Here is a 26,345-nt window from a genome sequence, read left to right as displayed (position 1 = left end):
CGCCCATGAGCGCGCAATTCGATTTCCGCAAGGAACTCATCACGATCATCCCGAATCTGAGGGCTTTCGCCACCTCGTTGACCGGTTCGTTCGACCGCGCCGACGACCTCGTTCAGGAAACCCTCGTCAAGGCCTGGGACAAGCAGCATACCTTCCAGCCGGGTACAAACATGAAGGCGTGGCTCTTCACCATTCTGCGCAACGAGTTCTACACTCAGATGCGCAAGAAGGGGCGCGAGGTGCAGGACGTCGACGGCATCCATGCGATGCAGCTCGCCGGCCATCCCGAACAGCAGGGTCACCTCGACCTCCAGGACTTCCGCAGAGCCCTCGAGATGCTCCCGGACGACCAGCGTGAAGCGCTGATCCTGATCGGCGCGTCCGGCTTTTCCTACGAGGAAGCTGCGGAAATCTGCAAATGCGCCGTCGGTACGATCAAGAGCCGGGTTTCGCGGGCTCGCACGCGCATCGCCGAGATCCTCGGGGTCGAAGGCGACGGCGATTACGGACCCGATTCGATCTCCTCGCAGATCATTGGTGTGGCGCCCGCTGCCTGAGGCGGTCGCCATGACGGAACCGACGACGGACGCCGGGGTTACTGCGAGGGTACGAACGGCCAGCCCACCCCACCGAACGGCCTTGCACGGCTCGGCCAACCAGCAATCCAGAAGATACGAACGGACCGATCGATGAGCGACAACATGGCGAACAACCCCAACATCCCGGGCGGCGGTGCGGCCGGCACTTCGGGTGCCGCCTCTGGCGCACAGACGCCGGGCCACGACCCGAAGACCCAGGCCGATCGGGCGAGCGTCGAAGAGCAGCTGAGTCGCCTGCGCGAAGACGTGTCTTCGCTGTCGGACGCGGTGAGGAGCCTCGCCACCCATGGCGCCGAAGACGTTCGCCGCCAGGCCTCCGCTCTTCGCGACGACGTGCGCCAGCGGGGCGAGGCCTATCTCAGGCAGGCACAGGATGCCGCTTCCGACCTCGAGGAGGACGTAACCGAGCGGATCCGGGCCGAGCCTATCAAGAGTGTGCTGATCGCTGCGGGTATCGGCTATCTCTACGCTCGTCTCTTCCGGTAAGGCGCGATGGTCTGGCAACTCGTCGCCAAGCTGGTGACCGGCGAAGCGGGCGTCTATGTCGCCCGCATGCGCCGGTTGGTCGTCCTTTACCTCGCCATGGCTGTCTTCGCGCTGCTGATGATCGCCTATCTGATGACGGCGCTTTACGTTTGGGTGGCGTGGCTCTATGGCCCCCTCGCCGCCGCATTGGGCTTTGCGGGCTTTTTCCTCGTTCTCATTCTCCTGACATGGATCGCCACGGTGATCGTCCGCCGCCCGCCGCGCAAGCGCGCGGACGACCGGCTGCAGCGTGACATCGCATCGATTGCGGGAGTCGCGGCCCTGTCGAACGCGCCGCTGCTGTTCCAGTCGGCAAAGCGCAACAAGAAGCTCCTGTTCGTGCCGGTCGCCGGTGCGGTGGGTTGGGCGGTGTGGCGCGCGTTCGACTCCTGGCGGACACGGGGAAGCAGCGACTTCTAAGCTGCTGCCCGGCAAGACGAGGCGCGACCGAAAAGATTCGGCGCCGCCCGTCTGGGTTCGCGGGAACGGCTCCTCGCCTGCCGCGTTTTTCTCATGATTGACGTTGATTTCGATCAGGCGACGCCGCGCAGGCGCTCGATGAGCGCGCCGCCCGCTTCCCCCTCTCTTCAAAGCAATTCTCGCGGGGCGGTTAGGGCGGCGCGGCAGACGCGGTCTGCGCTCGAAATCACCATGGCGGGCAACGGAATCATTTCGATTGCCGTCCAACGAAATTGGAAGGAAGCATCGCGTGACCAAACTCGACGAAGACCGCGCAAAGCAAGGCCGCCGCGGCACTCCCGTCCTCATGATCCTGATCGTCGCACTGGCGTTGTGTGCCGTGGTGTTCGTCGGCATGCAGATCTACGGCGCAAGCCAGCCTGATTCGTCGCTCGACAATGCCGGCGAGACGTCCACGGAGACTGCGCCTCCCCAGACCGAGGCGAACACCAACGACGAGACCGTGGTTTCACCCGATGCCGGCGGAACGACGGGTGCCGGCGGCAATTCTCAGTGATCATCCGCGAGGGCCGGCAGGAGTACGCTCTCCTGCCGGCCCTCTCGCGGGGACAGATGCCCGGCGAACCCATGCGATTTTTCTGACGTGACACTCTCGATCGGAGGAATGACGATGGCTAAGCAGTCAAGCAGCAGCTCTCCCCCGCAGCTGAAGGATCCCGACCTCTACGAGGAATTGCGGGAACAGGGCAATTCGAAGGAAAAGGCGGCGCGGATCTCCAACGCCAAGGCCAATCCCGACATGCATCCCTCCCAGGCAGGCGGCAAGTCGCCACCCTACGAAGAGTGGACCAAGGACGAGCTATACGAGCGCGCCCAGGAGATCGGCATCGATGGGCGTTCGGAGATGTCGAAAGACGCGCTGATCAAGGCGCTCCGCAATCACTGATCCGGACTAATCGCCGAGAAGGGCGCGGAGCGGGCAACCGGCTCTGCGCTCTTTCCGTTTCATGCCCTCACCGGAGCGATTTTTCGCAGACATAGCCGGGCTGTAACCGCGCCCCAGCGAGGGCCTCACAATCGCCGTTGCCCCGCGCTCATCGCGCCTCGGCCTCGGCCGGCGGCGACGCCGCTTTTCCCTTCTCCGTCACCGGGTGCTCCAGATAGGTCGCCTCTGCCGGTACGAGGACGCTGAGGCCGAGTGGGTGGAGTTCGACCTCGGAAAGATCGTCCAGGAGTTCCAGCTCGCCGTCGCGGACCGCGCGGTTGGAGCGCGGCTTGCCGCGATGCGCCAGCTGCACGTGCTTGGCCGTCTTGACCACGAGCGAGGCGTTGCCGCGCCACCTCCCGGTCAGGATGTCGAGCGTCAGCTTGGCGACCTTGTTGATGTTGCGTTCGGTGCAGATGTAGACGCCGAGTACCCCGCCTTTCGGGTTGTCGGCGAACGGCACGTGATCCGGCCCGTAGAGATTGTTGGAGATCGCGATCGCCGAACACAGCAGCCGCTCGGTGCGGCCGTCGACCTTGATCAGGATCTCGACCTTGGGCAGTTTGCGGAAGGCGAGCGCGATGGCCCGCGTCGTCGCCCATATCTTGCCGATCCGGGAGCGGTAGGTGATCTTTTCGCGGAAGCGCACCATCCTGGCGTGGAGGCCGGCGGCGAACTGGTGGACGAAGGGCTTGCCGTTGACGGTGGCGACGTCGACCTTGGTGATCCTCCCGCCGGCGAGCGCCTTGACCGCGGCTTCCAAATTCAACGGGATCTGCAGCGTCCGGGCAAAGAGGTTCATCGTTCCTGCCGGCAGGATGGCGAGCGCCGTATCGGTGCCGAACACCGCCGATGCCGCCGCAGACACGGTTCCGTCCCCGCCGCCGACCAGAAGCACGTCGACGTCGTCGCGCTTGGCTGCCTGCTCGATCGCCGCGACGATGTCCTTGCCGGCGCAGACCTCCACCGTGATGCCATGGCCATGGACGGCGAACTCGTCCTCGATCAGCTCCGACAGCCAGTCGAGATCCGTCGTCTTGAGGGTGCCGCCATCACCATTCAGAAGCGCCAATATTCGCATCGGGAAAGAAACCATCCAACTGCAGACGCCGCGCATGCGTGCGTTCGAGCCCTTGAACTAGGCATTCTCCGTCGAATGTCGACGGCGACGCGCGGCGGGGAGGGAAACATCGACGCTCGGAAGGTCGGACGCCGCACCGTGCCGATAGCCTCTTCGATGATCGCCGAGCCGGCCGATATTCGCGCGCTTTCCCGACATTCTCCATCCTCATGGCCGCGATGGGCCCTAGATGGGCGAACGGGGACGACCGGCGTCGTCTCGTGCTGGAGCGATTTCTAAGGAGTTCGTAATGATCGAATGGATTATCATTCTCTTGATCGTCGCCGCGATTGCCAGTCTTCTCGGCTTCCGTGGCATCGCCGGAGTCTCGGCAGGAATCGCCAAGATCCTCATCTTCATCGTGCTTGCCGGCCTGCTGCTTCTGCTATTGTTCGGCGTGATCATCATCGCCTGATCGGGCGCTGCGACCGATGCGAAAGATCCGCCGGAAACGGCGGACTTTCTGGAACCTTTCGGTGGATGGCCAGTTATCCAGCCATCCACACGGCGCAGGCTCTGTCGTCCCGACGAGCCCCATGCGCCTGTCTATCTCTAATATAGACGAAGGTTTTCACGATGATCCGCAAGCTTCTCGCAACGACGGCAATCGCCGCATTCTTGACCGCGCCGGCCCTGGCCCAGGACGCGGCCACCACTGGCCAGCCGGCCCAGGCACCAGCAGCCTCGCAAACGACCGGCGACGCGATGTCGAGCGGACAGGCCATGTCCGGCGACAGCCAGGCTGCCGCCTCCGGCAATTTCCTCACCAAGCTCTCGACCGATCAGTATCTTGCCTCCAATCTCAACGGCAAGAGCCTCTATGACGGCGAAGGCGAGGATGCCCAGTCGATCGGCGACATCCAGAACTTCCTCGTCGGCAGCGACGGTAAGGTCGTCGCGGCGATCGTCGACGCCACGGTCAACGACGAGTCCAAGGTCGTCGCCATCCCCTTCCAGAAGATCGGTTGGACGATGGGCCAGGACAACGAGCCCCGCGCCGTTCTGAAGGGCGACATGAACGAGCTCGCCAGCGCCCCGACGTTCCAGACCCGTGACGAGCAGCAGGCCGCGCAGCAGCAGGCTTCGACCGACACCGGCGCCATGCAGCCGGCCGACGGCTCGACCATGGCCACCGGCAATGCTGGCGCCTCCGGCGACCAGATGGCGGCCCAGCCGGCTGACGGTTCCGCGGACCAGTCGATGGCCGCGAACGACAGCGCCAACATGGCGGCGGGCAAGACCGATCGTCAGGCTTCCGCGGCCGACGCGAATTCGACCGAATATCCGGCCACCGTCGGCTCCGACCAGTATCTCACCCAGAACCTGATCGGCAGCGAGATCTATTCCGGCCCAGGCGATGACGCCAGCGACATCGGCGACGTGAAGGACCTCGTCCTCGCTTCGTCCGGGCAGGTCGATGCGGCAGTCCTCGGCGTCGGCGGCTTCCTCGGCATCGGCGAGAAAGACGTCGCGGTTCCGTTCGACCAGTTGAACATGACCCGCAACGGCGACGACGAGCCGCGCATCACCGCCGCGCTCGACAAGGACGCGCTGACCCAGGCTCCGGAGTTCGACGACGAGAAGCCGGCCGACCAGATGGCCGCGAACGACGGCACGCAGCCGGCGGCGCAGAACGACCAGACGGCCGCGACGACCACGGGCGCAGCGGCTGGTGCGGCCGCAGGTTCGGCGATGTCGACGGCCGGCAACCAGGCCGAGCAGACCGCTCAGAACACCGGTCAGGCCATGGACAATGCCGGTGATCAGGCGGAACAGACCGCGCAGAACACCATGAATACTCAGGGCGACGCGACCACGACGGCTTCGACCGGTGGCAGCCAGCGCCAGGGTCTGACTGAGGTTCAGGACGATGCGACGCTCACGGCCGACGACCTGATGGGCACCACCGTCTACGGTCCGAACGACGAGAGTGTCGGCGACATCGGCGACATCGCGCTGAATGCCGACGGCCGGGTCGATGCCGTGATCGTCGACGTCGGCGGCTTCCTCGGCATCGGCGAGAAGCCGGTGGCGCTCGGCATGGACAATCTGAACTTCATGCGGGACCAGGACGGCAAGCTGTACCTCTACACCCAGTTCACCGAGGACCAGCTGAACAACGCGCCCGAGTACAACAAGGACACCTACGCCGAGAACCGCGACTCCATGCGGCTCGAGGGTGGTGCCGACACCGGCGCGACGATGTCGAACCAGTCCGGCGCGGCGAGCCAGCCGGCCGAGGGTGCGGCTCAGCCGGCAAACTGACCGCGCAACTCTTTCGCACGACAAAATGATTGGAGGGCCCGCTGCATGGCGGGCCCTTTTTTGCGAGAAGAGGGTCCCGGATGCGCCGCAGATCGCGATGCGGGAGCTGCGATCGCTCCCCCCAATTACAATTCGTTACGTGTTGCAAGTAAATCTGCCGGATTGTCCAATATGCTCGTGAGATGATCCGCGAGCAGTCGCGCAACCGAAATTCGGAGACCCGCCACGCATGGCCATCATCCGGCAAATCCTCGTCACCCTGGTCGTGCTGGTGCTGATGGCGGCCGCCTATGTGAAGATCGATCCCTCTGCCGGGCAGGCACTGCTCTCGTCCGGCCTGCCGATGCCGGGCCCGGTGCGCGAGGCGATCGCATGGCTTGCTCCGGAGGGCAGCGAAACTCCGGCGGCGACGGCGACGGCCGGGCGCTCGCGCGGCGGCGGCCCGCAGCTCGTCGTGGTCAATCCCGTCGAGACCGGCCGCACCCGCACGGAAATGCGCGCCATCGGCACCGGCGAGGCGGCGCGCTCCGTCACGGTCTATCCCGACAATACGACCGGCGTGATCGAGACCGTCGCCGTGCGCTCGGGCGACGAGGTGGCGGCCGGCGACCCGCTCGTCGTTCTGGAGCATTCGTCGGAAGAACTCGCCGTCGCAAGAGCCCGGATCGCCATCGACGCGGCCAACGAGAAGCTCACCCGCTACCAGCGGCTGCAGCAGTCGCGCACCATTTCCAGCGTCGAGGTGAACGACGTCATCCGCGAGCGCGACAATGCGCGGCTCGACCTTCGCACCGCCGAGATCGCCTTGGAAAAGCGCACCGTGCGGGCGCCGATCGCCGGGCGGATCGGAATCCTCTCCGTCGACACGGGCGATCTCGTCGGCTCCCAGACCGCGATCGCCACGGTCGACGACCGCGCCGAGATAAAGGTGGTCTTCTACACCCCCGAGAGCTTCGTCGCCGAACTGAAGCGGGATGCGCCGGTCCATGCGGTTCCGACCGCCCAGCCGGGAGCGGTGTTCAAGGGCCGCATCAGCGCGATCGACAGCCGCCTCGACGAGGCGAGCCGGACGCTTCGTACAGAAGCGCTGGTGGACAACGGGGACGATACGCTGCGGCCCGGCATGTCCTTTGCGGTGTCGCTCTCCCTTGAAGGCAAGGAATTCCTCTCGGTCGACCCCCTTTCGGTGGTCTGGGAGCGGACCGGACCGATCGTCTGGAAGATCGTCGACGGCAAGGCCGTCAAGGCGCAGATCTCGATCATCGAGCGCAACATCGACAGGGTCCTCGTCTCCTCGAGCGACCTTGCAGCCGGCGACGCCGTCGTGGTGGAGGGCCTCCAGTCGATGCGCCCCGGCATCGAGGTCCGAACCGGCCCGGAGGATCGCGCCTCGCCGGTCGCCAGCGGCGCATCGCCGGTCGCCAGCGGCGCATCGCCGGGTTCGGACACCGGCACGGCTGGCACCGCGCGTGAGCGGCGTTCGCAGGCGGATGCTGCGGCGAACCGCCAGGCCGGCCTCATCGGCTCGGCCGTCGCGAGGGAAATGTCCGCTCCGCCGCCGGCCCCGCCCGGATCGCCGTCGACGCCCGGCGAAACCTCCCCCGCCGCCGCGTCCGGCGGCAAGGAGACCGGCCGGTGAAGCCCGACGCGCCGATCGACGGCCTGACCGCCTTCACCAGCCTGTTCATCCGGCGGCCGGTCTTCACCATCGTCCTAAATCTCCTGATCGTCGTCGCCGGTCTCGCAGCCCTCAACGCCGTCGAAATCCGCGAACTGCCGAATGTCGACCGGCCGGTGATCACCGTTTCCGTCAATTTCGACGGAGCGAGCCCGGAGACGATCGATCGCCAGATCACCAGCCAGATCGAGAGCGCCGTCGCCCGGGTCACCGGCATCGAGTCGATCTCATCCCAGTCGGAATTCGGCGACGCCCGGGTCACCATCGAGTTCTCCGACGCCACCGACCTCAACGTCGCGGCGAGCGACGTGCGCGATGCCGTCAGCCGGATCTCCAACCAGCTTCCCGAAGGCGCCGACGAGCCGCGCATCGTCAAGGCCGACGCCGACGCCCAGGCGATCATGCGCCTCGCCGTCACCGCCAAGAACATGAAGATCGAGGATCTGACGACTCTCGTCGAGGATCGCATCGCCGACCAACTCGCCGCCGTCGACGGCGTCGCCGACCTGCAGGTCTACGGCGAACGCGAGAAGCTGATCTATGTCGACATCGATCCCGACAAGCTGGCGACCCGAGGCCTGACCCTCGGCAACGTCGCGACGGCGCTGCAGAACGCCGCGATGGACGTTCCCGCCGGATCGCTGGCTTCGCCGAGCCAGCAGCTGATCGTCCGGGCGGATGCCAACGTCAACTCGCCGCAGGAATTCGAGGCGATCTATCTCGACGACCGCACGCAGATCGGCGACGTCGCATCCGTGCGGTTCGGCCCGGACGAGGCCGCCTCGCAGCTCAGGCGCAACGGCGAGACCGGCATCGGCCTCGGCGTCGTGCGCCAGGCCGGCTCTTCCACCCTCGACATTTCCGAGGGCGTCCGCCGCGAGGTCGCCAATCTCAACCGCACCGTTCCCGACGGCGTCCATGTCGAGGTGACGAGCGACGACGCGACCTTCATCAACGGCGCGCTGCACGAGGTCGAACTCGCCATCGGGCTCGCCGTCGTCATCGTCGTCGCGGTGATCTTCCTGTTCCTGTTGAATTTCCGGGCGACGTTCATTCCCGCCGTCACCATGCCGATTGCCCTCATCGGCGTCGTCAGCTTCATTTACGTCATGGGCTTTTCGGTCAATATCCTGACCCTGCTCGCCCTCGTCCTGGCGACCGGCCTCGTGGTCGACGACGCCATCATCGTTCTGGAAAACATCGTGCGCTGGCGCGACATGGGGGCCAAGCCCAGGGCCGCGGCCGTCATCGGCGCCCGCGAGATGTTCTTCGCCGTGGTCTCGACGACCGCGACGCTCGCCGCCGTCTTCGTGCCGATCTCCTTTCTCCCCGGTCAGGCGGGGGGGCTGTTCAAGGAGTTCGGCTACGTCCTCGCCGCGGCCGTGGTCATTTCCTCCTTCATCGCCCTCACCCTCTGCCCGATGCTGGCGGCGACCTTCCTGAAGGCCCGCGAGGACGAAGCGAAGCCGGGCATCTTCGCCCGGGCGATCCGCTGGGTGGGGGCCCGCCTCGCCGGTTTCTACGCCGTCACGCTGCGCTTCTGCCTGACCTTTCCGGTGGTCGTTGTCGCCGCCGCGGCGCTGTTCTCGTTCAGCGCCTACACCGTCTTCACGACGATGCCGCAGGAACTCACCCCGTCGGAGGACCGCGCCGTCGTCCTGATGCGCGTCAGCGGACCGCAGGGGGCGAGCCTCGACTATACCAACGCCCAGGTGCGGCGGGTGGAAGACATCCTGATGCCCTATGTCGATTCGGGCGAGGCGAAGAACGTCTTCGCCATCACCGGCCGCGGCGGCGCCAACCAGGCCTTCATGGTCGTCAGCCTGGCCGACTGGGCCGAGCGCGACCGCACGCAGCAGCAGATCGTCGGCGAGATCAACGGCAAGCTGAGGAATATCGCCGGTGTGCGGGCCTTCGCGATCCAGCCGAACTCGCTCGGCATCCGCGGCGGCGGCCAGGGCCTGCAATTCGCCATCGCCGGCCAGAACTTCGACGAACTCTCCGAAAGCGCGGACAAGCTCGTCGAGGCGATGCAGAAGGACGGCCGCTGGGGCACCGTGCGGCTTTCCAACGACGCCACCCAGCCGCAGCTTTCCGTCGTCATCGACCGGGCTCGCGCCTCCGACCTCGGCATCGACATCGACGGCCTCGCCAACGCCATGCAGGCACTGCTCGACGGGCGCGAGATCGGCCAGACCTACATCGCCGACAAGGAAGTGCCGATCCGGCTGATCACCACCAGCGATCCGGTCAACGATCCCGGTGACCTCCGGAACGTCTTCCTCAAGGCCTCGGACGGGCGGATCGTGCCGATGTCGACCGTCGCGACGATCACCGAGAAGCCGATCGCACCCTCGCTCGAACGCGAGAACCGCAGCCGCGCGGTGGCGATCACCGCCTCGATCCCCGACGGCTACGCCATCCAGGATGCCTGGATCGACGCACAGACCTTCGCCGAAGACATGCTGCCGCAGACCCAGCGTCTGATCCCGCTGGCGGAAGCGGCCACGTTGAGCGAGACCAACAACGGCCTCGCGCTCGTGTTCGGCTTCGCCCTCGTCATCATCGTCCTCGTCCTCGCCGCCCAGTTCGAAAGCTTCGTCTCGGCCTTCATCATCATCGCCACGGTGCCCCTCGGCATCGCCTGCGCGATCTTCGCCCTCTCCTTCTTCGGGATGAGCCTCAATCTCTACAGCCAGATCGGCCTCGTCCTCCTGGTCGGGATCATGGCCAAGAACGGCATCCTGATCGTCGAATTCGCCAATCAATTGCGGGAAAGAGGCATCCCCCTGCGCGAGGCGATCGAGCAGGCCTGCCTCATTCGCCTTCGGCCGGTGATGATGACCATGGTGGCGACCGTGGTCGGCGGCGTGCCCCTGGTCCTGGCGTCAGGCGCCGGGGCCGAGGCCAGGGTGGCCCTCGGCTACGTCATCGTCGGCGGTCTCGGTCTCGCCACTTTCTCGACGCTCTACGTCACGCCGGTCGCCTATCTGCTCCTCGGCCGGTTTTCCGCGCCGGTGTCGGAGCGCACGGCAGAGCTCCACCGCGATGTCGCGGTCGCCGAGCGTCGCCATGCGCTGGAGGAGGATGAGGAGGCGGGACGCGAAGGCCATGGCGGGCATCCGGCGCCCGCCGAATAGCCATAGCCTCTTTCCGGGCGAGCTTCGGCCGGATAGAAGGCGCGGATGGCACCCCCTCCCCTTCTGCGCCTCGATGGCGCCGCGCTCACCTTCGGCGGCACACCGCTGCTTACCGGCGTCGAACTCAACGTCCTTCCGGGCGACCGGATCGCGCTGGTCGGCCGCAACGGCTCCGGCAAATCGACGCTTCTGAAGATTGCCGCCCGCCAGGTCGAGCCCGACCGCGGCGAGGTCTTCCTGAAGCCCGGGACGACCCTGCGCTACCTCGCCCAGGAGCCGGATTTCGGCGGTTTCCAGACGGTCGGCGACTATGTCGCCGACGGCCTCGGCCCGGCCGACGATCCCTACCGCGTCACCTTCCTGATCGAATCCCTCGGCCTGACGGAAGACATGGTTCCGGCCAATCTCTCCGGCGGCGAGGCGCGGCGCGCGGCACTGGCCAAGGCGCTGGCACCCGAGCCCGACATCGTCCTCCTCGACGAGCCGACGAACCACCTCGACCTGCCGACCATCGAATGGCTGGAAGACGAGATTCGCTCGATGAAGAGCGCGCTCGTGATCATCAGCCACGACCGGCGCTTTCTGCAGACGGTGACGCGGGCGACGGTCTGGCTCGACCGCGGCGGGGTGAAGCGCATCGACGAGGGCTTCGGCGCCTTCGAGGCCTGGCGCGACAAGGTGCTGGAGGAGGAAGAGCGCGACCTGCAGAAGCTCGACCGCAAGATCGTCCGCGAGGAGCATTGGCTGCGCTACGGCGTCACCGCCCGCCGCACCCGCAACATGCGCCGCCTCGGTGAGTTGCATGCGATGCGGCAGCAAAGGCGAGATACGCGGCGCGCCGTCGGCCAGGCGGTGATGCAGGCGGGCGAGACGCGGGAAAGCGGCAAACTGGTCATCGAGGCGGAGGGCATCTCCAAGACCTATGACGGCCGACTGCTGGTGAAGGACTTTTCCACCCGCATCGCCCGGGGCGACCGGATCGGCCTCGTCGGGCCGAACGGCGCCGGCAAGACGACGCTCCTGAAGATGCTGATCGGCGAGTTGAAGCCCGATACCGGCAGGATCCGCCTCGGCACCAATCTCGACCTCGCCTTCCTCGACCAGAAGCGCGCGGCGCTGAGGGACGACGTCGGCGTCGCCGAGGCGCTGACCGACGGACGCGGCGACCAGGTGATGGTCAATGGCGAGCCGCGCCACGTCGCCGGCTATCTGAAGGACTTCCTCTTCCAGCCCGAGCAGATCCGCACGCCCGTCGGCCAGCTGTCGGGCGGCGAGCGGGCGCGGCTCTTGCTCGCCAAGACGCTGGCGACGCCGGCGAACCTCCTCGTCCTCGACGAGCCGACCAACGATCTCGACATGGAGACGCTGGATCTCCTCGAAGAGCTGATCGCCGGCTATCCGGGGACGGTGCTGCTGGTCTCCCACGACCGCGACTTCCTCGACCGGACGGTGACGGGGGTGATCGCGCCGAGCGGCGACGGCGTCTGGCTCGAATATGCCGGCGGCTATTCGGACATGCTGGCCCAGAGGCGGGAGACGGTGGCGGCGGAGAAGAAGCCGCAGAAGGCCCCGTCGAGTGGAAAAGCGGGCGCAAAGGCTTCCGGTTCGACCGGCTCCGGCATGAGCGGCTCGTCCGCCGCCGGGCAGCCGAATGCCGCAAAACTTTCCTACAAGCAGAAATTCGCTCTGGAGACCCTGCCGAAGACCATCGCCGAGCTGGAAGCGGCGATCGGGAAGGCCGAGGTCGAGATGGCCGACCCGCTGTTGTTTTCCAAGCGGCCCGAGCGCTTCCAACAGCTTGCCAAGCTGATCGAAGACAAGCGCGCCGCCCTCGCCGCGGCCGAGGACGAATGGCTGGAACTCGAAATGCTGAAGGCCGACATCGAAGGCTGATGCCGTCTCGCTGCGGCGAGCCTGTCGCTGCGGCTGACTGGGCGACGCCCGGCGCGCGGGAAGAGGCCGCACGAGACGGATGTCCTGCCGTCGGATGGGGGGCTTTTGCCGCACGTCGAGACCCCGCTCGGCACGAAAAAGGGGCCGCCCTCGCGGGCGGCCCCTTCCATGACTTGGTGCCTCGAAAGGCTGCGTGCCGGTCTTAGCGGAAGAGCGAGAGCAGCGACTGCGAGGAGTTGTTGGCGATCGACAGCGCCTGGACGCCGAGCTGCTGCTGGGTCTGCAGGGCCTTGAGGCGGGTGGACTCCTCGGTCATGTCGGCATCGACCAGCGAGCCGACGCCTTCGGAAACCGTGTCCATCAGCTTGGAGACGAACTCCTGCTGCAGATCGATACGGTTCTGCACGGCGCCGATGCTGGCGGCAGCCGTGGTGACCTGCGACAAGGCCTCGTCGACGACCTTGATGTAGGCTTGGATCTGCGCCGATTCCTGACCCGTCGTCAGAGTGTTCAGGTCGATGTCCTCGACGCTGGTCGAGAACGTGCCCGTGGCCGATGCCGTGGTGTCGGTCGCCACGAGACCCATGCTTGCCACGGTGATGGCGGAGGTGCCGGTGGTCGCCGCGTTGGTCACCTTGAAGCTCTCGAGCGAACTGAAGCTCAGACTGTCGGTCGCATCGATGGAGACCTCGATGCCGTCAATGCCAGCATCCGACAGAGCCTGTTCGTAGACCGCCTTCAGATCAGCGTTCGAGCGGATCGTCGTGTCGCTGAGGCCGGCAGAGGCCAGGGTGGCCTGTGTGATCTCGACCGTGCGGGCCGCGTCACCGTTCTGCGACACGGTGAAGGAGATCTTGTCGTTGGCGTTGGCGAAGTTGATCGCCGAGGTCTCGACCGTGGCGGAACCGAGGGCGCCTTCGAACTGGGCGATGTCGATCGTCTTGTCGAGAATACCCGCGTCGGCCGAGTAGAGGCGGAGGCTGTTGATGTTGACGTCGATGGCGCCGACGCCGAGGCTGCCCGCGGCGTCACGCGAGATCGAGGAGACGATCTGCTTGGTGGTGGTCGCGTCGGTGTTCGACAGCCAGTTCTGGCCGGAGAACGAAGCCGAGTCGGAGATCGTCTTCAGCTGGTTCTGAAGAGCGGTGATCTCTTCCTGGACCTTGCCCTTGTCGACGCCGTCGGAGGTGGCGGTCGTCAGCTTGGCCTTGATCTCGGACAGGACGTCCTTGGCGGCGTTGAGGCCGGTATAGGCGGCGTCGACCGTGGCGGCACCGATGCCGAGCGAGTCGACGACGGCGGACATCGCCTGATTGTCCGAACGCATGGTGGTCGCGATCGACCAGTAGGCGGCGTTGTCCTGAGCTTCCGAGACGCGATAGCCGGTCGAGATGCGGCTCTGGGTGTCTTCAAGCGAAGAGTTGATCGACTGCAAGCTCTGCAGAGCCGTCATTGCCGCGGTATTGGTGTTGATGCTGGTCATAACTAACGTTCCATACGCAAGACAGATAGGAACAATCCGGATCGGCCGGGATAACGAAACGGCATCATGCCCATGGCCATTTCATTTCTATCTGGCCACTTCGCTATGAACACAACATGAGATCCGGACTCACTCCAAAACCTTAATCCGCAAGAATGATCCGAACATCCATCGATTCAAGCCTAATGGAAGGCGAAGGATCGTAGTTAAGACAGAAATGATTCATCACGTCGATTCACTACGCCCATTAACCCTATATCTCGGTCGCAATTTTACTTAGATTTTTCTCCAACTCCTGCTTAACGGCAGGCAGGAAAACGCATGATCGCTCATGCGACAAAGGCGGAGACGGAGCCGCAGCGGCGACTGTGGGACTACGGTTCATGACTCACAAACGCAGAAAGGCCCGGCGGAGTGCCGGGCCTTTCGTCATTCTGGACTCGCTGGGATCGGGGAGACGCCTCCCCTCGCCGCTTAGCGGAAGAGCGAGAGCAGCGACTGCGAGGAGTTGTTGGCGATCGACAGCGCCTGGACGCCGAGCTGCTGCTGGGTCTGCAGGGCCTTGAGGCGGGTGGACTCCTCGGTCATGTCGGCATCGACCAGCGAGCCGACGCCTTCGGAAACCGTGTCCATCAGCTTGGAGACGAACTCCTGCTGCAGATCGATACGGTTCTGCACGGCGCCGATGCTGGCGGCAGCCGTGGTGACCTGCGACAAGGCCTCGTCGACGACCTTGATGTAGGCTTGGATCTGCGCCGATTCCTGACCCAACGTCAGAGTGTTCAGGTCGATGTCCTCGACGCTGGTCGAGAACGTGCCCGTGGCCGATGCCGTGGTGTCGGTCGCCACGAGACCCATGCTTGCCACGGTGATGGCGGAGGTGCCGGTGGTCGCCGCGTTGGTCACCTTGAAGCTCTCGAGCGAGGTGAAGGTCAGACTGTCGGTCGCATCGATGGAGACCTCGACGCCGTCAATGCCAGCATCCGACAGAGCCTGTTCGTAGACCGCCTTCAGATCAGCGTTCGAGCGGATCGTCGTGTCGCTGAGGCCGGCAGAGGCCAGGGTGGCCTGTGTGATCTCAACCGTGCGGGCCGCGTCACCGTTCTGCGACACGGTGAAGGAGATCTTGTCGTTGGCGTTGGCGAAGCTGATCGCCGAGGTCTCGACCGTGGCGCTGCCGAGTACGCCGTCGAACTGGGCGATGTCGATCGTCTTGTCGAGAATACCCGCGTCGGCCGAGTAGAGACGGTAGCTGTCGATGTCGACATCGATGGCGCCGACGCCGAGGCTGCCCGCGGCGTCACGCGAGATCGAGGAGACGATCTGTTTGTTGGTGGTCGCTTCGGTGTTCGACAGCCAGTTCTGGCCGGAGAACGAAGCCGAGTCGGAGATCGTCTTCAGCTGGTTCTGAAGAGCGGTGATCTCTTCCTGGACCTTGCCCTTGTCGACGCCGTCGGAGGTGGCGGTCGTCAGCTTGGCCTTGATCTCGGACAGGACGTCCTTGGCGGCGTTGAGGCCGGTATAGGCGGCGTCGACCGTGGCGGCACCGATGCCGAGCGAGTCGACGACGGCGGACATCGCCTGATTGTCCGAACGCATGGTGGTCGCGATCGACCAGTAGGCGGCGTTGTCCTGGGCTTCGGCAACGCGGTAGCCGGTCGAGATGCGGCTCTGCGTCTCGTCGAGCGAAGAATTGATCGACTGCAGGCTCTGCAGAGCGGTCATCGCCGAAGCGTTCGTCATAATGCTGGTCATAAGAATAAGCGTCCCATACGCAAGTACATCGAATTTTTGGGACAATCCGGATCGGCCGGGATAGCGAAAGGGCATCATGCCGGTGGCCGCTTTTGTTTGCGTCTTGCCACTCCGCTATGCCCACAACATGCAGCCGCGATGCCTTCGGAGACGTTAATTGGGCGCGCCAATATCGGCTCGACTCTTAAGACTAATTCTTATGGTTAACTTTCGTGGAATTGGTGTGGTTAATTCCTGCCGAAGCAACGTGGTTAAATTGTCGTCAACTGCCATCGTCGAACGGCCAGATAACTCCCAGGAGACCGACCCACAAAAGAAAAGGGCCGCCCAGACGGGCGGCCCTTCTTTCGATCGAAGCTGAGTGGAGAGGGATCAGTTCTGGAAGAGCTGCATGATCGCCTGGCTGGAGGAATTGGCGATCGACAGGGCCTGGACGCCGAGCTGCTGCTGGGTCTGCAGCGCCTTCAGGCGGGTCGACTCCTCGGTCATGTCAGCATCGACCAGCGTGCCGACACCCTGATCGATCGTGTCCATCAGCTTGGAGACGAATTCCTGCTGCAGGTCGATGCGGTTCTGCACGGCGCCGAGGCTTGCGGCAGCCGAGGTAACATTCGACAGCGCCTCGTCCACGACCTTGATGTAGGCTTGGATCTCATCGGAATCGACCGAGGTGATGTTGATGGCATCGACGCTGACCGAGAAGGCGCCCCCAGGCGCGGCAGTGGTGTCGGTCGCCACGAGACCCATGTCGGTGATGGCGATGGCAGACGTACCCGCCGTCGCCGCGTTGGTCACAGAGAAGCTCTCGAGCGACTTGAAGCTCAACTCGCCAGCAGCGCCGATGGAGACGTCGATGCCCGTGATGCCAGCATCCGAGAGGGCCTGCTCGTAAACCAATTTCAGATCGGCGCTCGAACGGATCGTCGTATCGCTGAGACCGGCAGCAGCCAGGGTGGTCTGGGTAATCTCGACCGTGCGGGCCGCATTACCGTTCTGCGACACCGAGAATGAGATCTTGTCGTCGGTATTGGCAAAGTCGATCGCGGTGGTCTCGACCGTCGCCGTGCCGAGCGCGCCATCGAATTGGTCGATGTCGATGACACTGTCCATCAGACCTGCGCCCGCAGCGTACATGCGGATGCCATTCGTATCCACAGAGATCGACCCGACCGAAAGCGTCCCATCGGCGCCGCGGGAAAGCGACGAGATGATCTGCTTGACCGGCGCCACCGCATCGGTGTTCGAAAGCCAGTTCTGGCCCGAGAACGAAGCCGAGTCGGAGATCGTCTTCAGCTGGTCCTGTAGTGCGTCGATCTCGGCCTGGATCTTGCTCCGGTCGACGCCGTCGGAGGTGGCGGTGGTCAGTTTCGCCTTGATCTCGGACAGAACGTCCTTGGCCGATGACAGGGCGGTGTAGCCGGTGTCGACGATCGCAGCACCGATGCCGAGGGAGTCGACAACGGCGGACATCGCGCTGTTGTCCGAGCGCATGGTGGTCGCGATCGACCAGTAGGCGGCGTTGTCCTTGGCTTCCGAAACCCGATAGCCGGTGGAAATCCTGTTCTGGGTCTCTTCCAGCATCGCATTGGTGTGCTGGAGCGTCTGCAGGGCCGTCATTGCCGCGACGTTGGTGATGATACTCGTCATACTAGTCAACCTTTACGGGCAGGTCGTCCGCTCATTGGATCCTGCCGCCTCTAAAGGCCCTCGCTTCATGCCGGCGCCGATTGCCTTAACCTAGTTCGTTAACGTTAAACGCCGGTTAAAGCAGTCAACCCGAGTATTGTTACGCTAAAAGAACGATCTCACCAGCGACCCGACAAGCATGTTCCAGCCATCGATCAGGACAAAGAACAAGATCTTGAACGGAAGCGAGATGACCGTCGGCGGCAGCATCATCATGCCCATGGACATGGTCAGGGTCGCGACGATCATGTCGATGACGAGGAAGGGAAGAACGATCAGGAACCCGATCTCGAAGCCCCGACGCAGCTCGGAGATCATGAAAGCGGGGATGAGGATGCGCAGATCGACGTCGCGCTCGTCGGCTGCCCCCTGCTCTTCCGGTTCGACCCGGTCGCGGCTGTTCGTCGAGGCGAGATCGTCGAACAGCGCCAGGTCCGAGGCCCTCACCTGGGTGAGCATGAACTCCTTGAACGGTTCGGAGATGCGGTAGAACGCCTCTTCCTCGGTGATCTGGTTCTCCAGCATCGGCTGCAGCCCGTCGCGCCACGCCTTGTCGAAGGTCGGCGCCATGACGAAGAAGGTCATGAACAGAGAGAGCGAGATCAGGATGAGGTTGGCCGGCGTCGTCTGCAGGCCGAGGCCGCTCCTGAGGATCGACAGGGCGATGACGATGCGCGTGAAGGACGTGACCATCACCAGAAGACCGGGCGCGACGGACAGCACCGTGACGATGCCGAAAAGCTGGATGATTCGGCCGGAGACCGAGGCGTCGCCTTCCGGGAGGAGATCGGAGAGCGTCTGAGCGACGTTGCTCGACGCCTGCGCAAAGCTCGGATGGGCCGCCAGGAGAAGGACGAGGCCGGCGAGCCCGAGGGCGAGGAGGCCGCGTTTCATTCGGCCACCATGGTGCGGATGAGATAGTCGACGACCGCGGTGGAACGCAGCTTGGCCCGTTCGCGCAGATCGTCGCGAAGATGCAGGAGGCCCCGCGACCCCTCGACCTGCGCCAGCTGGACCGACCTCAGAAACGCCAGGGTGTCGGCTTCGACCTCGGCGGCGAGAACCTCGCCGTTGAGGGTGCCGTCCTGCTTGACGACGAGAGAGGCCTCGATGCGGAGCCAGGCGTCCTCGGGCGAATAGATGTTGGTCAGGACCGGCTTCAGCTCGATCAGCTGCAGCGGGACCATCTCTTCGTGCGCCGTTTCGATGTCCGACTTCGCCTCACCGTGGTCCTCGCCCTCCTTGTGCGCGTCGGGCTCCGGTGCAGGAGCGGGGGCTACAGGCGCCGGGGCGCTCGACGTCAGCATCATTCCGATGCCGCTGCCGGCGCCGGCTGCGATCAGCGTCACCACCGTGACGGCGATGATGGTCGGCATCATGCCGCCCTTCTTCTTGCCGCCTTCGTCAAGTTCGGGGATGTCGGCCTCGGCCATCGAGCAAAGCCCTTCTCTGACTCACGGTCCGCCTCGGCATCGTCATGATCCGCCGTCCCGACCGCTCGACCTTGCGATAAACCGGCTCGCTATCGCGAGACTTGCGGAACCGGCCCGCAGGCGCCGAGGCGACGCGAAACCGCCGACGGAACGAAGGTCCCGCCGGCGGTTTCGCGAAGAAGTGACCGGACGATCGTCAGTAGGGGGCGACGATGTCGTAGACCTGCTGGCCCCATCCCGGCTGCTGCACTTCCGTCAGACGGCCGCGGCCGCCGTAGGAGATGCGTGCTTCGGCGATCTTGTCGTAGTCGATGGTGTTGTTCGGCAGGATGTCGCGCGGCCTGATGATGCCGGCGATCGACAGCACCCGGACCTCGAAGTTCACCCGGACTTCCTGCTGGCCGGCGATGAAGAGGTTGCCGTTCGGCAGTTTCTGGGTGACGACCGCCGCGACGGAAAGGTTGATCTTCTCCGACCGGTCGACCGCTCCCTTGCCCTCGGCCGCCGACTTGTCGTCCGCCGAAAGCGAGGCGTCGACGTCCGGCAACACCCAGGTGCCGAAGAAACCGCCGAGCCCGAGCGAGGCTCCGATGTCGGAGGTGCGCGAGCGCTTCGAATTGTTGTCGAGCTTCGCCTGGTCGCTGATCTCGATCTTCACCGTGACGATGTCGCCGACGTCGAGAGCGCGCGGGTCCTGGTAGAAGGTGGCGCGATCGTCGCTCCACAGCGAATGCGGCGTGCGCGGCCCCGCAGCCGGAAATGCCGCCGGCTGGATCGCCACCGGCGGGTATTCGTACAGCCCGCTGCCGACCGGCGACAGGCCGGGCTCGCGCAACGCGTCCTCCTTGGTGGTCGAACATCCGGCAAGGGCGACGAGCGCCACGACTGCGACTAGACTTTTCGTCACTTACGCCTCTCCTACGCCGGCGGCGCGTTGGTGCCGGCAGCGGTCTTCTGCACGATGCGTCCGGCGATCTCCGCCGCGGTATTGGCGTCCATCTCGCTGAGGATCGAGCTGGCCTGGCGCGCCTTGAGCTTGACGAGGACCGAGGCGGCCGCGTCGCGATCGAGCTTGGCGAGCTGTCCGGCCGCGGAGCTGGCGTCCATGCTGGCATAGATGTCGACGACGACGCCGGAGGCGCTGTCGAGGAACTTCCGGCGCTCGGCAAGCCACTCCTTGTAGTCGGCACGCCGGCGATCGAGCTCGTCGATCTGCTTGCCGACTTCGACCTCGATTTCCTTCAGCTTCGCCTGCTGCAGGGAATAGCGCTTCTCCTGGGCCCGGTCGGCGATGTTGAGGCAGTATTTCTCCACCTCCGTCGCCGGCGCCGGGCCGGCGACAGGATTGCCGTTCTCGTCGATGACCCGGAGTTCCTGCGGCGGGATCACCGGCTTGTCGGCGGGCTTCGCTTCGCCGCCTGCCGCCATCGCGGTCGTTGCCGGGATGAGAACGGCGCAGATCGTCAGGACCGCCCGCAATCCGCTCGTCTTCGTATCGCCTCGCATCATTGCACCACCAGTTCCGCCTGAAGGGCACCGGCCGTCTTGACCGCCTGGAGGACCGCGATGATCCCCGTCGGTTTCAGACCGATTCGGTTGAGGCCGCGAACGACCGTTTCGAGGTCGGCGCCGCCGACATAGGCAAAGTTGCCGCCATCCTGCTGGACCTCGACGAGGGTCTCCGACGTCACCACCGTCTGGCCGTCCGAGAGCGGCGCCGGCTGGGAGACCGAAGGCATCTCGCTGACGCGGACCGTCAGATTGCCGTGGGTGAGCGCCACCGTGGAGATCTGGACGTCCTTGCCGATCACCACCGTTCCCGTTCGTTCGTCGATGACGACGCGCGCCGGTTGGTCCGGGGCGACCCGCAGGTCGCCGAGTTCGGCGAGAAACCGCGGGGCGGAGACCTTCTTCGGCCGATGCAGATGCACCGTGCGAAGATCTTCCTCCTGGGCGACGGCAACGCCCCAGCGCTTGACCGCATAGTCGTTGATGACATCGACGATGCGGATCGCCGTCTTGAAGTCGGGATTGAACAGCTCGTAGGCGAGCTTGCCGTCGTCGTTGAAGGACCCGGGCACCTCGCGTTCGACGAGGGCGCCGTTGGGGATTCGTCCCGTCGTCGGTACACCTTGCGTCAGCTTTTCGCTGTCGCCCTCCGAGGTGAAGCCGCTGACCGCCAGTGGCCCCTGGGCGACGGCGTAGATTTCGCCATCGGCGCCGTAGAGCGGCGTCATGACCAGCGTTCCGCCCATCAGCGAGGAGGCATCGCCCAGCGAGGACACCGTCACGTCGATGCGCTGGCCGGTGCCGATGAAGGGCGGCAGTTCCGCCGTCACCGTGACGGCGGCGACGTTCTTGCCCCTGGCGCTCTGCGAGCGGATGTTGACGCCCATCCGATCGAGCATCGACTGCAGCGATTGCTCGGTGAACGGCGAGTTGCGCATGGAATCGCCGGTACCCTGCAGGCCGACGACGAGGCCGTAGCCGACGAGCTGGTTCGCCCTGACGCCCCGAACCGCGGTGATGTCCTTGATCCGGACGGTGCCGACAGCCGAATCGGGATCGCCGCGGACAGGACGGAAGGGTTCGTTCGCGCCGTGGCCGGGCAGCATCCCGCGGCTCGCGACCATGTCGGCGGCAAGCGCCTGCGGGACGAGGCCGGCAAGGGCGAGAACGAGCCCGATGATACGCAGAGGTCTCATTCCTCGATCCTGATCGTTCCATCGGCTTCGACGACGCCCGAGACGACGATGCCGCTGTCGAGGTTGCGGGCCGTGACCGCATCGCCCATGGCGCCGGAGCGAAGGGCCGTGCCGAGGCCGGTGATGAAGAGACCCGTCTCGCGGTAGACCAGCGTGACCTGAGACCCGGCGGTGACGAGATCGGGCAGCGAGATGTCGGTCACGCGGATGGCGTTGCCGGGCAGGAGCGTACGCTTGGCGACCATGCCTTCCAGCATCCTCTCCTCGAGGACGAAGAGGCCGACCTTGTCGTCCTTGACGATGAAGTCGCCGGTCGAAAGGCCCCGTTCGACGATGCCTTGGCCGGGATAGATGATCGCGGACGGCACCGGCAGCGTCAGTTCGGCTGCGGCGAGCGGACCGGCGAGGCTGGTCGCTAGGCCGAGGCCCGCGATCCTGCCGAACCGCACGACGAGGCGTGAGAGCGAACGGGAGCCGAGAGCCATGACCTTAACGCATGCCCTTGGAGACGACGCTCGACATTTCGTCGGCGGCGGTGATTACCTTGGAGTTCATCTCGTAGGCGCGCTGGGCGGAGATCAGCTCGGAGATCTCCTTGACCGGGTCGACGTTCGAATCCTCAAGGTAGCCCTGGTTGATCGTGCCGTAACCCTGCTCGCCCGCGACGCCCGCCACCGGCGCGCCGGAGGCGATGGTCTCGCGGAAGAGGTTGCCGCCCTGGGCGGCCAGACCCGCGTCGTTCGGAAAGGTCGAGATGGTCAGCTGGCCGAGCAGCTGCGGGGCGACCTGGCCGTCGATCGTGGCGTAGACCTCGCCGCTGGCATTGACCGTCACCTCGGTGGTGTTGGCCGGAACAGTGATGCCCGGGTCCACGGCGAAACCGTCGAGGGTGACGAGCTGGCCGTTGGCATTGGTGTTGAAGGCGCCGTCACGGGTATAGAGCGTTTCGCCGCCCGGGCCCTGCACCTGGAACCAGCCATTGCCGTTGATGGCAAGATCGAGCCGGTTGCCGGTCTGGTTCAGCGTTCCCTGCAGATGCACGGTGCGGATCGCCGCGAGGCGGACGCCGAGGCCGAGCTGCGCGCCTTCCGGAACGACGCCTTCGCCGCCCCGGTTGGGCACGCCCTGCATCCGCTCGACCTGATAGAGCAGATCCGTGAACTCGGCCCTCGCCCGCTTGAAGCCGGTCGTGTTGATGTTCGCGATGTTGTTCGCGATGACCTCGACATTGGTCTGCTGGGCGTTCATGCCGGTGGCTGCGATCGCTAGGGCGCGCATCGGATACTCCGTTTCTGGTTATTGCCCGCGATGCCGGTGGCGATCGTGGGATCGGCGATGATGGATCCGGCAAAAGCCGGCTTCGCCTCGTCGCAGGCCTTGTCGCCGGGCTTTGCCCGCGGCGCCCCGGTCCGGCACGCCTCGGCGGCGTCAGATCGACATGCGCGAGAGTTCGAGATAGGCGGCGACCGCCTTGTCGCGGACGGCGATCGCCGTCTGCAGGGTCCGTTCGGCGTTCATCACCGCCTCGACGACGGCCTGGGTCGACGATTCGCCGTTGACGCCCTTGATCGAGGTCGCCTCGGCGGTCTTCACCGTCGACACGGCGTCGGAGGCGAGCTGGGTCAGGACGGCGCCAAAGCTCTTGCCGGTCTCCACGCCCCCCGGGGCAACGCCGCCGGTGACGAAACTGGTGCTCGGGGAGAGTTCGACCCTCGGAAGGGCCGATCCAATTGCTGGGATCATGGTCAACTCCTCAGGAGATCAATGGTCATGTTGATGATTTCGCGGGCCTGCTTCACCACCTGGAGGTTGGCCTCGTAGGAGCGGTTGGCCTCGCGCATGTCGGCCATCTCGACCAGCATGTTGACGTTCGGCATCTTGACGTAGCCGTCGGCGTTGGCCGCGGGATTGCCCGGATCGTGTTCGACGATGAAGGGGCTCTGGTCGCGACCGACGTCCGACACCTTGACCAGGTCGGCACCGCTCAGGCGGTCGAGTTCGGCGGCGAAGGTGATCGTCTTGCGCTGGTAGGGATCGGCGCCGGCGACGTCGCCGGTGGTGTTGGCATTGGCGATGTTTTCCGAGACGACGCGCAGGCGCGTCGACTGCGCCGACAACCCGCTCGAAGCGATCTTCAGAGAAGAGACAATGGGATCGATCATCGGCGTCAGCCCTTCACGGTGTTGAGAAGCATCCGATGGAAGGCTTTGACGATCGAAGTATTCAGCGAATAGGAGCGCGAGACCTCGCCGGCCTTGAGCATCTCCTGTTCGATCGTGACGTCCTTGTCGGTCGTCGTCACCACCCAGTCCTGCTGGCCGGTGCGCGCAACGCCCTCGCCGTAGCCGCCGCCCATCGCGATGTGCGCCTCGTTGTCGGCGACCATCTTCATTCCGACCTGGTTCAGCACGTCTTCGAACGGTGCGATGTCCTTGGTCTTGTAATCGGGCGTATCGGCATTCGCGACGTTCTCGGCGACGACCGCCTGACGGGCGGTGAGCCAAGCGTTGCGCTGGGAGGTGATGCCGAAGAGATAGGCGCTGTCCATTGCGAAACTTCCGTTGCTTCGACTGACCCGGTTCTATGCCGAACCACTTGTCCGAAACTTGTAGGGAAGCTGCCGCGGCGTCGTTGCGAAGTACCGACGGCGAGTCTGGCGTGCCGGCTCGCTCCGCATCTCGACGAACGGGCCGGCCGAAACGGTGCCGGCTGGGCGGAGCTTTCGACGACGACCCCTCGCCCGCGCATCATGGGATTCTGGCGGGACAGGATCCCGGCGCCCGCGAGAGGCCGTCCAGTCCGGGGGGCGCCGCCAGGGTATCGCTCAAAGCCGACGGACCTGTCCGTTTCGCGAAGCGCGACGTGACGGCGCCGGGCGGCGAAATTCGCAAGCGGCCGGATGGGCCTTGGTGATCTCGGAGAATTTCCGCGAGCGCGAATCGCTCCAGCGGCGCTCCTCGGCGAAGGAGGGGTCGGCGCTCACGGCACCACGGGGAAGAATCTGGAGCTCGGCGGATGTGGGTATCGCGCCGAGCGAAAAAACGGAACGTGACCGGGATTGGCCGATCACGCTCCGACTGGAGAGGTTCCGTCCGAAGGATCGCTCGTGCGATCAGTCGCGGGCTTTGAGATGCGCGTCCGCGATGGCGTTCATCAGCAGGACGAGTTCCTCGTCCACCGTCGGCGGCCGATCGTCGAAGCTGACATGAATGATCTCGACCGCGGCGGTCGTCGCGCCGAGTTCGAGGTGCAGATGGGCGGTCACACCGGCGTGGCGGAATTCCAGAGCCAGGATGACCACCGGCACTTCGCCCCACTTCAGCCGCACTTCACCACCATCCGCAAAGCGCAGGACGCCGGGCTTCAGATAGAGTTCCGACGAGGACGTGACGATATCGGCGAGATTGCCGTACCGCTCCAGCCGCAGGAAGGCGATATAGTCGACGACCTCGACGAGCCTCAGCTCCGCGGCCACTTCCTTGATGCCGTCCGCGAGCGCCCGCTCCCGCGACATCGTCGATCTTTTTCGAATGTCGAGCATGGTTAAGCCGTGGCAACCCCCATCTTGGTCCCGGACCGGGCGTACAAATAGTAGATGATCTCGGCGACGGCCTTGAAAAACTGAGGCGGTATCATCTGATCGATTTCGACATGGTCGTACATCGACCTTGCCAAGAGCTTGTCTTCGATCACCGGCACGTCGTTGGCTTCGGCGATTTCGCGAATTTTCAGGGCCAGGAGGTCGGTCCCCTTGGCGACGACGATCGGCGCACCGCCCTCTTCGCGGACATAGCGAAGGGCGATGGCGTAGTGGGTCGGGTTGGCGATGACGAGGGTCGCCTTCGGAACCTCGGCCATCATACGACGCTTGGTCCGCTCGCGGGCGATCTGGCGCTGGCGGGCCTTGACCATCGGGTCGCCCTCCATCTGCTTGTTTTCGTCCTTGATGTCCTGCTTGGACATCATCAGGTCGCGGTTCCAGTGAAAGCGCGACAGCCCGATGTCGGCGGCGACGAGAACGATCGTGGCGATCGACACGCCGGACAGGAGCTTCATCGCCATTTCGAGGATGAGCTCCGGCAACAGCACCGGGTCGGCATACATCGCCTTCACCATCGTCGGGAAACCCGAGACGAGAATGGAGCCGACGACGACACCGATGGCAATGAACTTGAACATGGACTTGCCGAACTCCGTCACGCCCTTGAGGCCGAATATTCGGCTGAAACCGGACGACAGAGAAACGTTCGATGCCTTGGGTGCGATCCGCTCGAAATTGATCTGCGGCGGATTTTGAAGAACCGATGCGACGACGCCGGCCCCTGCGAAGAGAAGCACGGCGGGCATGAGGAAGCGCCCCATCTCGACTGCGAGCATTTCGAGCACATGTAACGCATCGGCCCCCGTCTCCAACTCCCATTGGAGCGGATTTTCCATCGTCGACTTCAGGGCGAGGAGCAGATGCGCGGAGCCGTCCTTCACCTGAAAGGTGAAGAAGGCCATCGCCGCCAGGAGAGAGGTCAGGATCGGAGCTTCTCGCGAGACCGGAAGGTTGCCCTTCTCGATCGTGTCGCGGATCTTCTTTTCCGTCGGCTGCTCTGTCTTTGACGACTTATCCTCGTCCGACAACGATCTACTCCCTCAAGCCGTTGACGTTG

Annotated in this window: 26 protein-coding genes; 10 read left to right on the top strand and 16 right to left on the bottom strand. The window is 64.9% G+C overall.

The window, feature by feature from the left end; translation table 11 throughout:
• The first annotated feature begins 5 nt into the window (after window positions 1-5).
• From GTK09_RS21915 to GTK09_RS21895, 5 genes are all read left to right on the top strand, one after another.
• A complete protein-coding gene (locus GTK09_RS21915; RefSeq protein ID WP_163465534.1) occupies window positions 6-557 on the top strand; it encodes a sigma-70 family RNA polymerase sigma factor in 552 nt (183 codons plus the stop codon).
• A 132-nt stretch (window positions 558-689) separates the two neighbouring features.
• Window positions 690-1,085, top strand: a complete 396-nt coding sequence (locus GTK09_RS21910; RefSeq protein ID WP_163465533.1) for an ElaB/YgaM/YqjD family protein — start codon at window positions 690-692, stop codon at window positions 1,083-1,085.
• Window positions 1,086-1,091: 6 nt separating this feature from the next.
• Complete coding sequence (locus GTK09_RS21905; RefSeq protein WP_163465532.1) at window positions 1,092-1,544, top strand: hypothetical protein; 453 nt, start codon at window positions 1,092-1,094, stop codon at window positions 1,542-1,544.
• A 289-nt stretch (window positions 1,545-1,833) separates the two neighbouring features.
• Window positions 1,834-2,100, top strand: a complete 267-nt coding sequence (locus tag GTK09_RS21900; protein WP_163465531.1) for a hypothetical protein — start codon at window positions 1,834-1,836, stop codon at window positions 2,098-2,100.
• Between the two features lie 114 nt (window positions 2,101-2,214).
• Complete coding sequence (locus tag GTK09_RS21895) at window positions 2,215-2,490, top strand: DUF7218 family protein (RefSeq protein ID WP_163465530.1); 276 nt, start codon at window positions 2,215-2,217, stop codon at window positions 2,488-2,490.
• 148 nt (window positions 2,491-2,638) lie between these two features.
• Here GTK09_RS21895 and GTK09_RS21890 read toward each other — a convergent pair whose 3' ends face one another.
• Window positions 2,639-3,610, bottom strand: a complete 972-nt coding sequence (locus GTK09_RS21890) for a diacylglycerol/lipid kinase family protein (RefSeq protein WP_163465558.1) — start codon at window positions 3,608-3,610, stop codon at window positions 2,639-2,641.
• Between the two features lie 289 nt (window positions 3,611-3,899).
• Between GTK09_RS21890 and GTK09_RS21885 the strand changes: the two genes are divergently transcribed.
• The 5 genes from GTK09_RS21885 (at window position 3,900) to GTK09_RS21865 (ending at window position 12,625) form a co-directional block, all read left to right on the top strand.
• Window positions 3,900-4,064 carry a DUF1328 family protein gene (locus GTK09_RS21885; RefSeq protein WP_163465529.1) on the top strand — a complete coding sequence of 55 codons (165 nt, stop codon included), beginning with the start codon at window positions 3,900-3,902 and terminating at the stop codon, window positions 4,062-4,064.
• A 161-nt stretch (window positions 4,065-4,225) separates the two neighbouring features.
• Window positions 4,226-5,914, top strand: coding sequence for a PRC-barrel domain-containing protein (locus tag GTK09_RS21880; protein WP_163465528.1), 1,689 nt, complete (start codon window positions 4,226-4,228; stop codon window positions 5,912-5,914).
• Between the two features lie 229 nt (window positions 5,915-6,143).
• Window positions 6,144-7,553, top strand: coding sequence for an efflux RND transporter periplasmic adaptor subunit (locus tag GTK09_RS21875; RefSeq protein WP_163465527.1), 1,410 nt, complete (start codon window positions 6,144-6,146; stop codon window positions 7,551-7,553).
• Window positions 7,550-10,732, top strand: a complete 3,183-nt coding sequence (locus GTK09_RS21870) for an efflux RND transporter permease subunit (RefSeq protein ID WP_163465526.1) — start codon at window positions 7,550-7,552, stop codon at window positions 10,730-10,732. The genes GTK09_RS21875 and GTK09_RS21870 overlap by 4 nt, the downstream gene beginning before the upstream one ends.
• A gap of 45 nt (window positions 10,733-10,777) precedes the next feature.
• The gene (locus GTK09_RS21865) at window positions 10,778-12,625 is read left to right on the top strand and encodes an ATP-binding cassette domain-containing protein (protein ID WP_163465525.1); all 1,848 of its coding nucleotides are present in this window, start codon (window positions 10,778-10,780) and stop codon (window positions 12,623-12,625) included.
• Window positions 12,626-12,827: 202 nt separating this feature from the next.
• On the opposite strand, the gene GTK09_RS21860 is transcribed toward GTK09_RS21865, so the two are convergent.
• The 15 genes from GTK09_RS21860 to GTK09_RS21790 all read right to left on the bottom strand — a co-directional run bounded on the left by GTK09_RS21860 (window position 12,828) and on the right by GTK09_RS21790 (window position 26,316).
• Complete coding sequence (locus GTK09_RS21860; protein WP_163465524.1) at window positions 12,828-14,108, bottom strand: flagellin N-terminal helical domain-containing protein; 1,281 nt, start codon at window positions 14,106-14,108, stop codon at window positions 12,828-12,830.
• 474 nt (window positions 14,109-14,582) lie between these two features.
• Window positions 14,583-15,851 (bottom strand): flagellin N-terminal helical domain-containing protein, encoded by a 1,269-nt coding sequence (locus GTK09_RS21855; RefSeq protein WP_312869941.1) that lies wholly within the window; start codon window positions 15,849-15,851, stop codon window positions 14,583-14,585.
• Window positions 15,852-16,235: 384 nt separating this feature from the next.
• Entirely contained in the window at window positions 16,236-17,510 is a 1,275-nt protein-coding gene (locus GTK09_RS21850; RefSeq protein ID WP_163465522.1) for a flagellin N-terminal helical domain-containing protein, read from the bottom strand.
• A 144-nt stretch (window positions 17,511-17,654) separates the two neighbouring features.
• The gene (gene fliP / locus GTK09_RS21845) at window positions 17,655-18,443 is read right to left on the bottom strand and encodes a flagellar type III secretion system pore protein FliP (RefSeq protein WP_163465521.1); all 789 of its coding nucleotides are present in this window, start codon (window positions 18,441-18,443) and stop codon (window positions 17,655-17,657) included.
• A complete protein-coding gene (locus tag GTK09_RS21840) occupies window positions 18,440-18,982 on the bottom strand; it encodes a flagellar basal body-associated FliL family protein (protein WP_163465520.1) in 543 nt (180 codons plus the stop codon). The genes fliP and GTK09_RS21840 overlap by 4 nt, the downstream gene beginning before the upstream one ends.
• Window positions 18,983-19,178: 196 nt before the next feature.
• Window positions 19,179-19,889, bottom strand: coding sequence for a flagellar basal body L-ring protein FlgH (gene flgH, locus GTK09_RS21835; RefSeq protein ID WP_163465519.1), 711 nt, complete (start codon window positions 19,887-19,889; stop codon window positions 19,179-19,181).
• Window positions 19,890-19,900: 11 nt separating this feature from the next.
• The gene (locus GTK09_RS21830) at window positions 19,901-20,491 is read right to left on the bottom strand and encodes a MotE family protein (protein ID WP_163465518.1); all 591 of its coding nucleotides are present in this window, start codon (window positions 20,489-20,491) and stop codon (window positions 19,901-19,903) included.
• On the bottom strand, window positions 20,488-21,687 hold the full coding sequence (gene flgI / locus GTK09_RS21825) for a flagellar basal body P-ring protein FlgI (RefSeq protein ID WP_203561157.1): 1,200 nt from the start codon (window positions 21,685-21,687) through the stop codon (window positions 20,488-20,490). The genes GTK09_RS21830 and flgI overlap by 4 nt, the downstream gene beginning before the upstream one ends.
• Entirely contained in the window at window positions 21,684-22,172 is a 489-nt protein-coding gene (gene flgA / locus GTK09_RS21820; RefSeq protein WP_163465517.1) for a flagellar basal body P-ring formation chaperone FlgA, read from the bottom strand. Before flgA ends, flgI begins: the two co-directional genes overlap by 4 nt.
• A 4-nt stretch (window positions 22,173-22,176) precedes the next feature.
• A complete protein-coding gene (gene flgG / locus GTK09_RS21815) occupies window positions 22,177-22,965 on the bottom strand; it encodes a flagellar basal-body rod protein FlgG (protein ID WP_163465516.1) in 789 nt (262 codons plus the stop codon).
• Between the two features lie 150 nt (window positions 22,966-23,115).
• Window positions 23,116-23,430, bottom strand: coding sequence for a flagellar hook-basal body complex protein FliE (gene fliE, locus GTK09_RS21810; protein ID WP_163465515.1), 315 nt, complete (start codon window positions 23,428-23,430; stop codon window positions 23,116-23,118).
• A 2-nt stretch (window positions 23,431-23,432) separates the two neighbouring features.
• Window positions 23,433-23,849 (bottom strand): flagellar basal body rod protein FlgC, encoded by a 417-nt coding sequence (gene flgC, locus GTK09_RS21805; protein WP_163465514.1) that lies wholly within the window; start codon window positions 23,847-23,849, stop codon window positions 23,433-23,435.
• A 5-nt stretch (window positions 23,850-23,854) separates the two neighbouring features.
• Window positions 23,855-24,235, bottom strand: coding sequence for a flagellar basal body protein (locus GTK09_RS21800; protein ID WP_163465513.1), 381 nt, complete (start codon window positions 24,233-24,235; stop codon window positions 23,855-23,857).
• A 564-nt stretch (window positions 24,236-24,799) separates the two neighbouring features.
• Entirely contained in the window at window positions 24,800-25,201 is a 402-nt protein-coding gene (locus tag GTK09_RS21795) for a BspJ family T4SS effector nucleomodulin (protein ID WP_163465512.1), read from the bottom strand.
• A gap of 29 nt (window positions 25,202-25,230) precedes the next feature.
• Window positions 25,231-26,316 (bottom strand): EscU/YscU/HrcU family type III secretion system export apparatus switch protein, encoded by a 1,086-nt coding sequence (locus GTK09_RS21790; protein WP_163465511.1) that lies wholly within the window; start codon window positions 26,314-26,316, stop codon window positions 25,231-25,233.
• Window positions 26,317-26,345 lie beyond the last annotated feature (29 nt).

The organism is Jiella pacifica, from assembly GCF_010500815.1.
GTDB lineage: Bacteria > Pseudomonadota > Alphaproteobacteria > Rhizobiales > Rhizobiaceae > Jiella > Jiella pacifica.
Note: the sequence above shows the minus strand (reverse complement) of the source record. Positions and strands in the feature narration are given on the sequence as shown.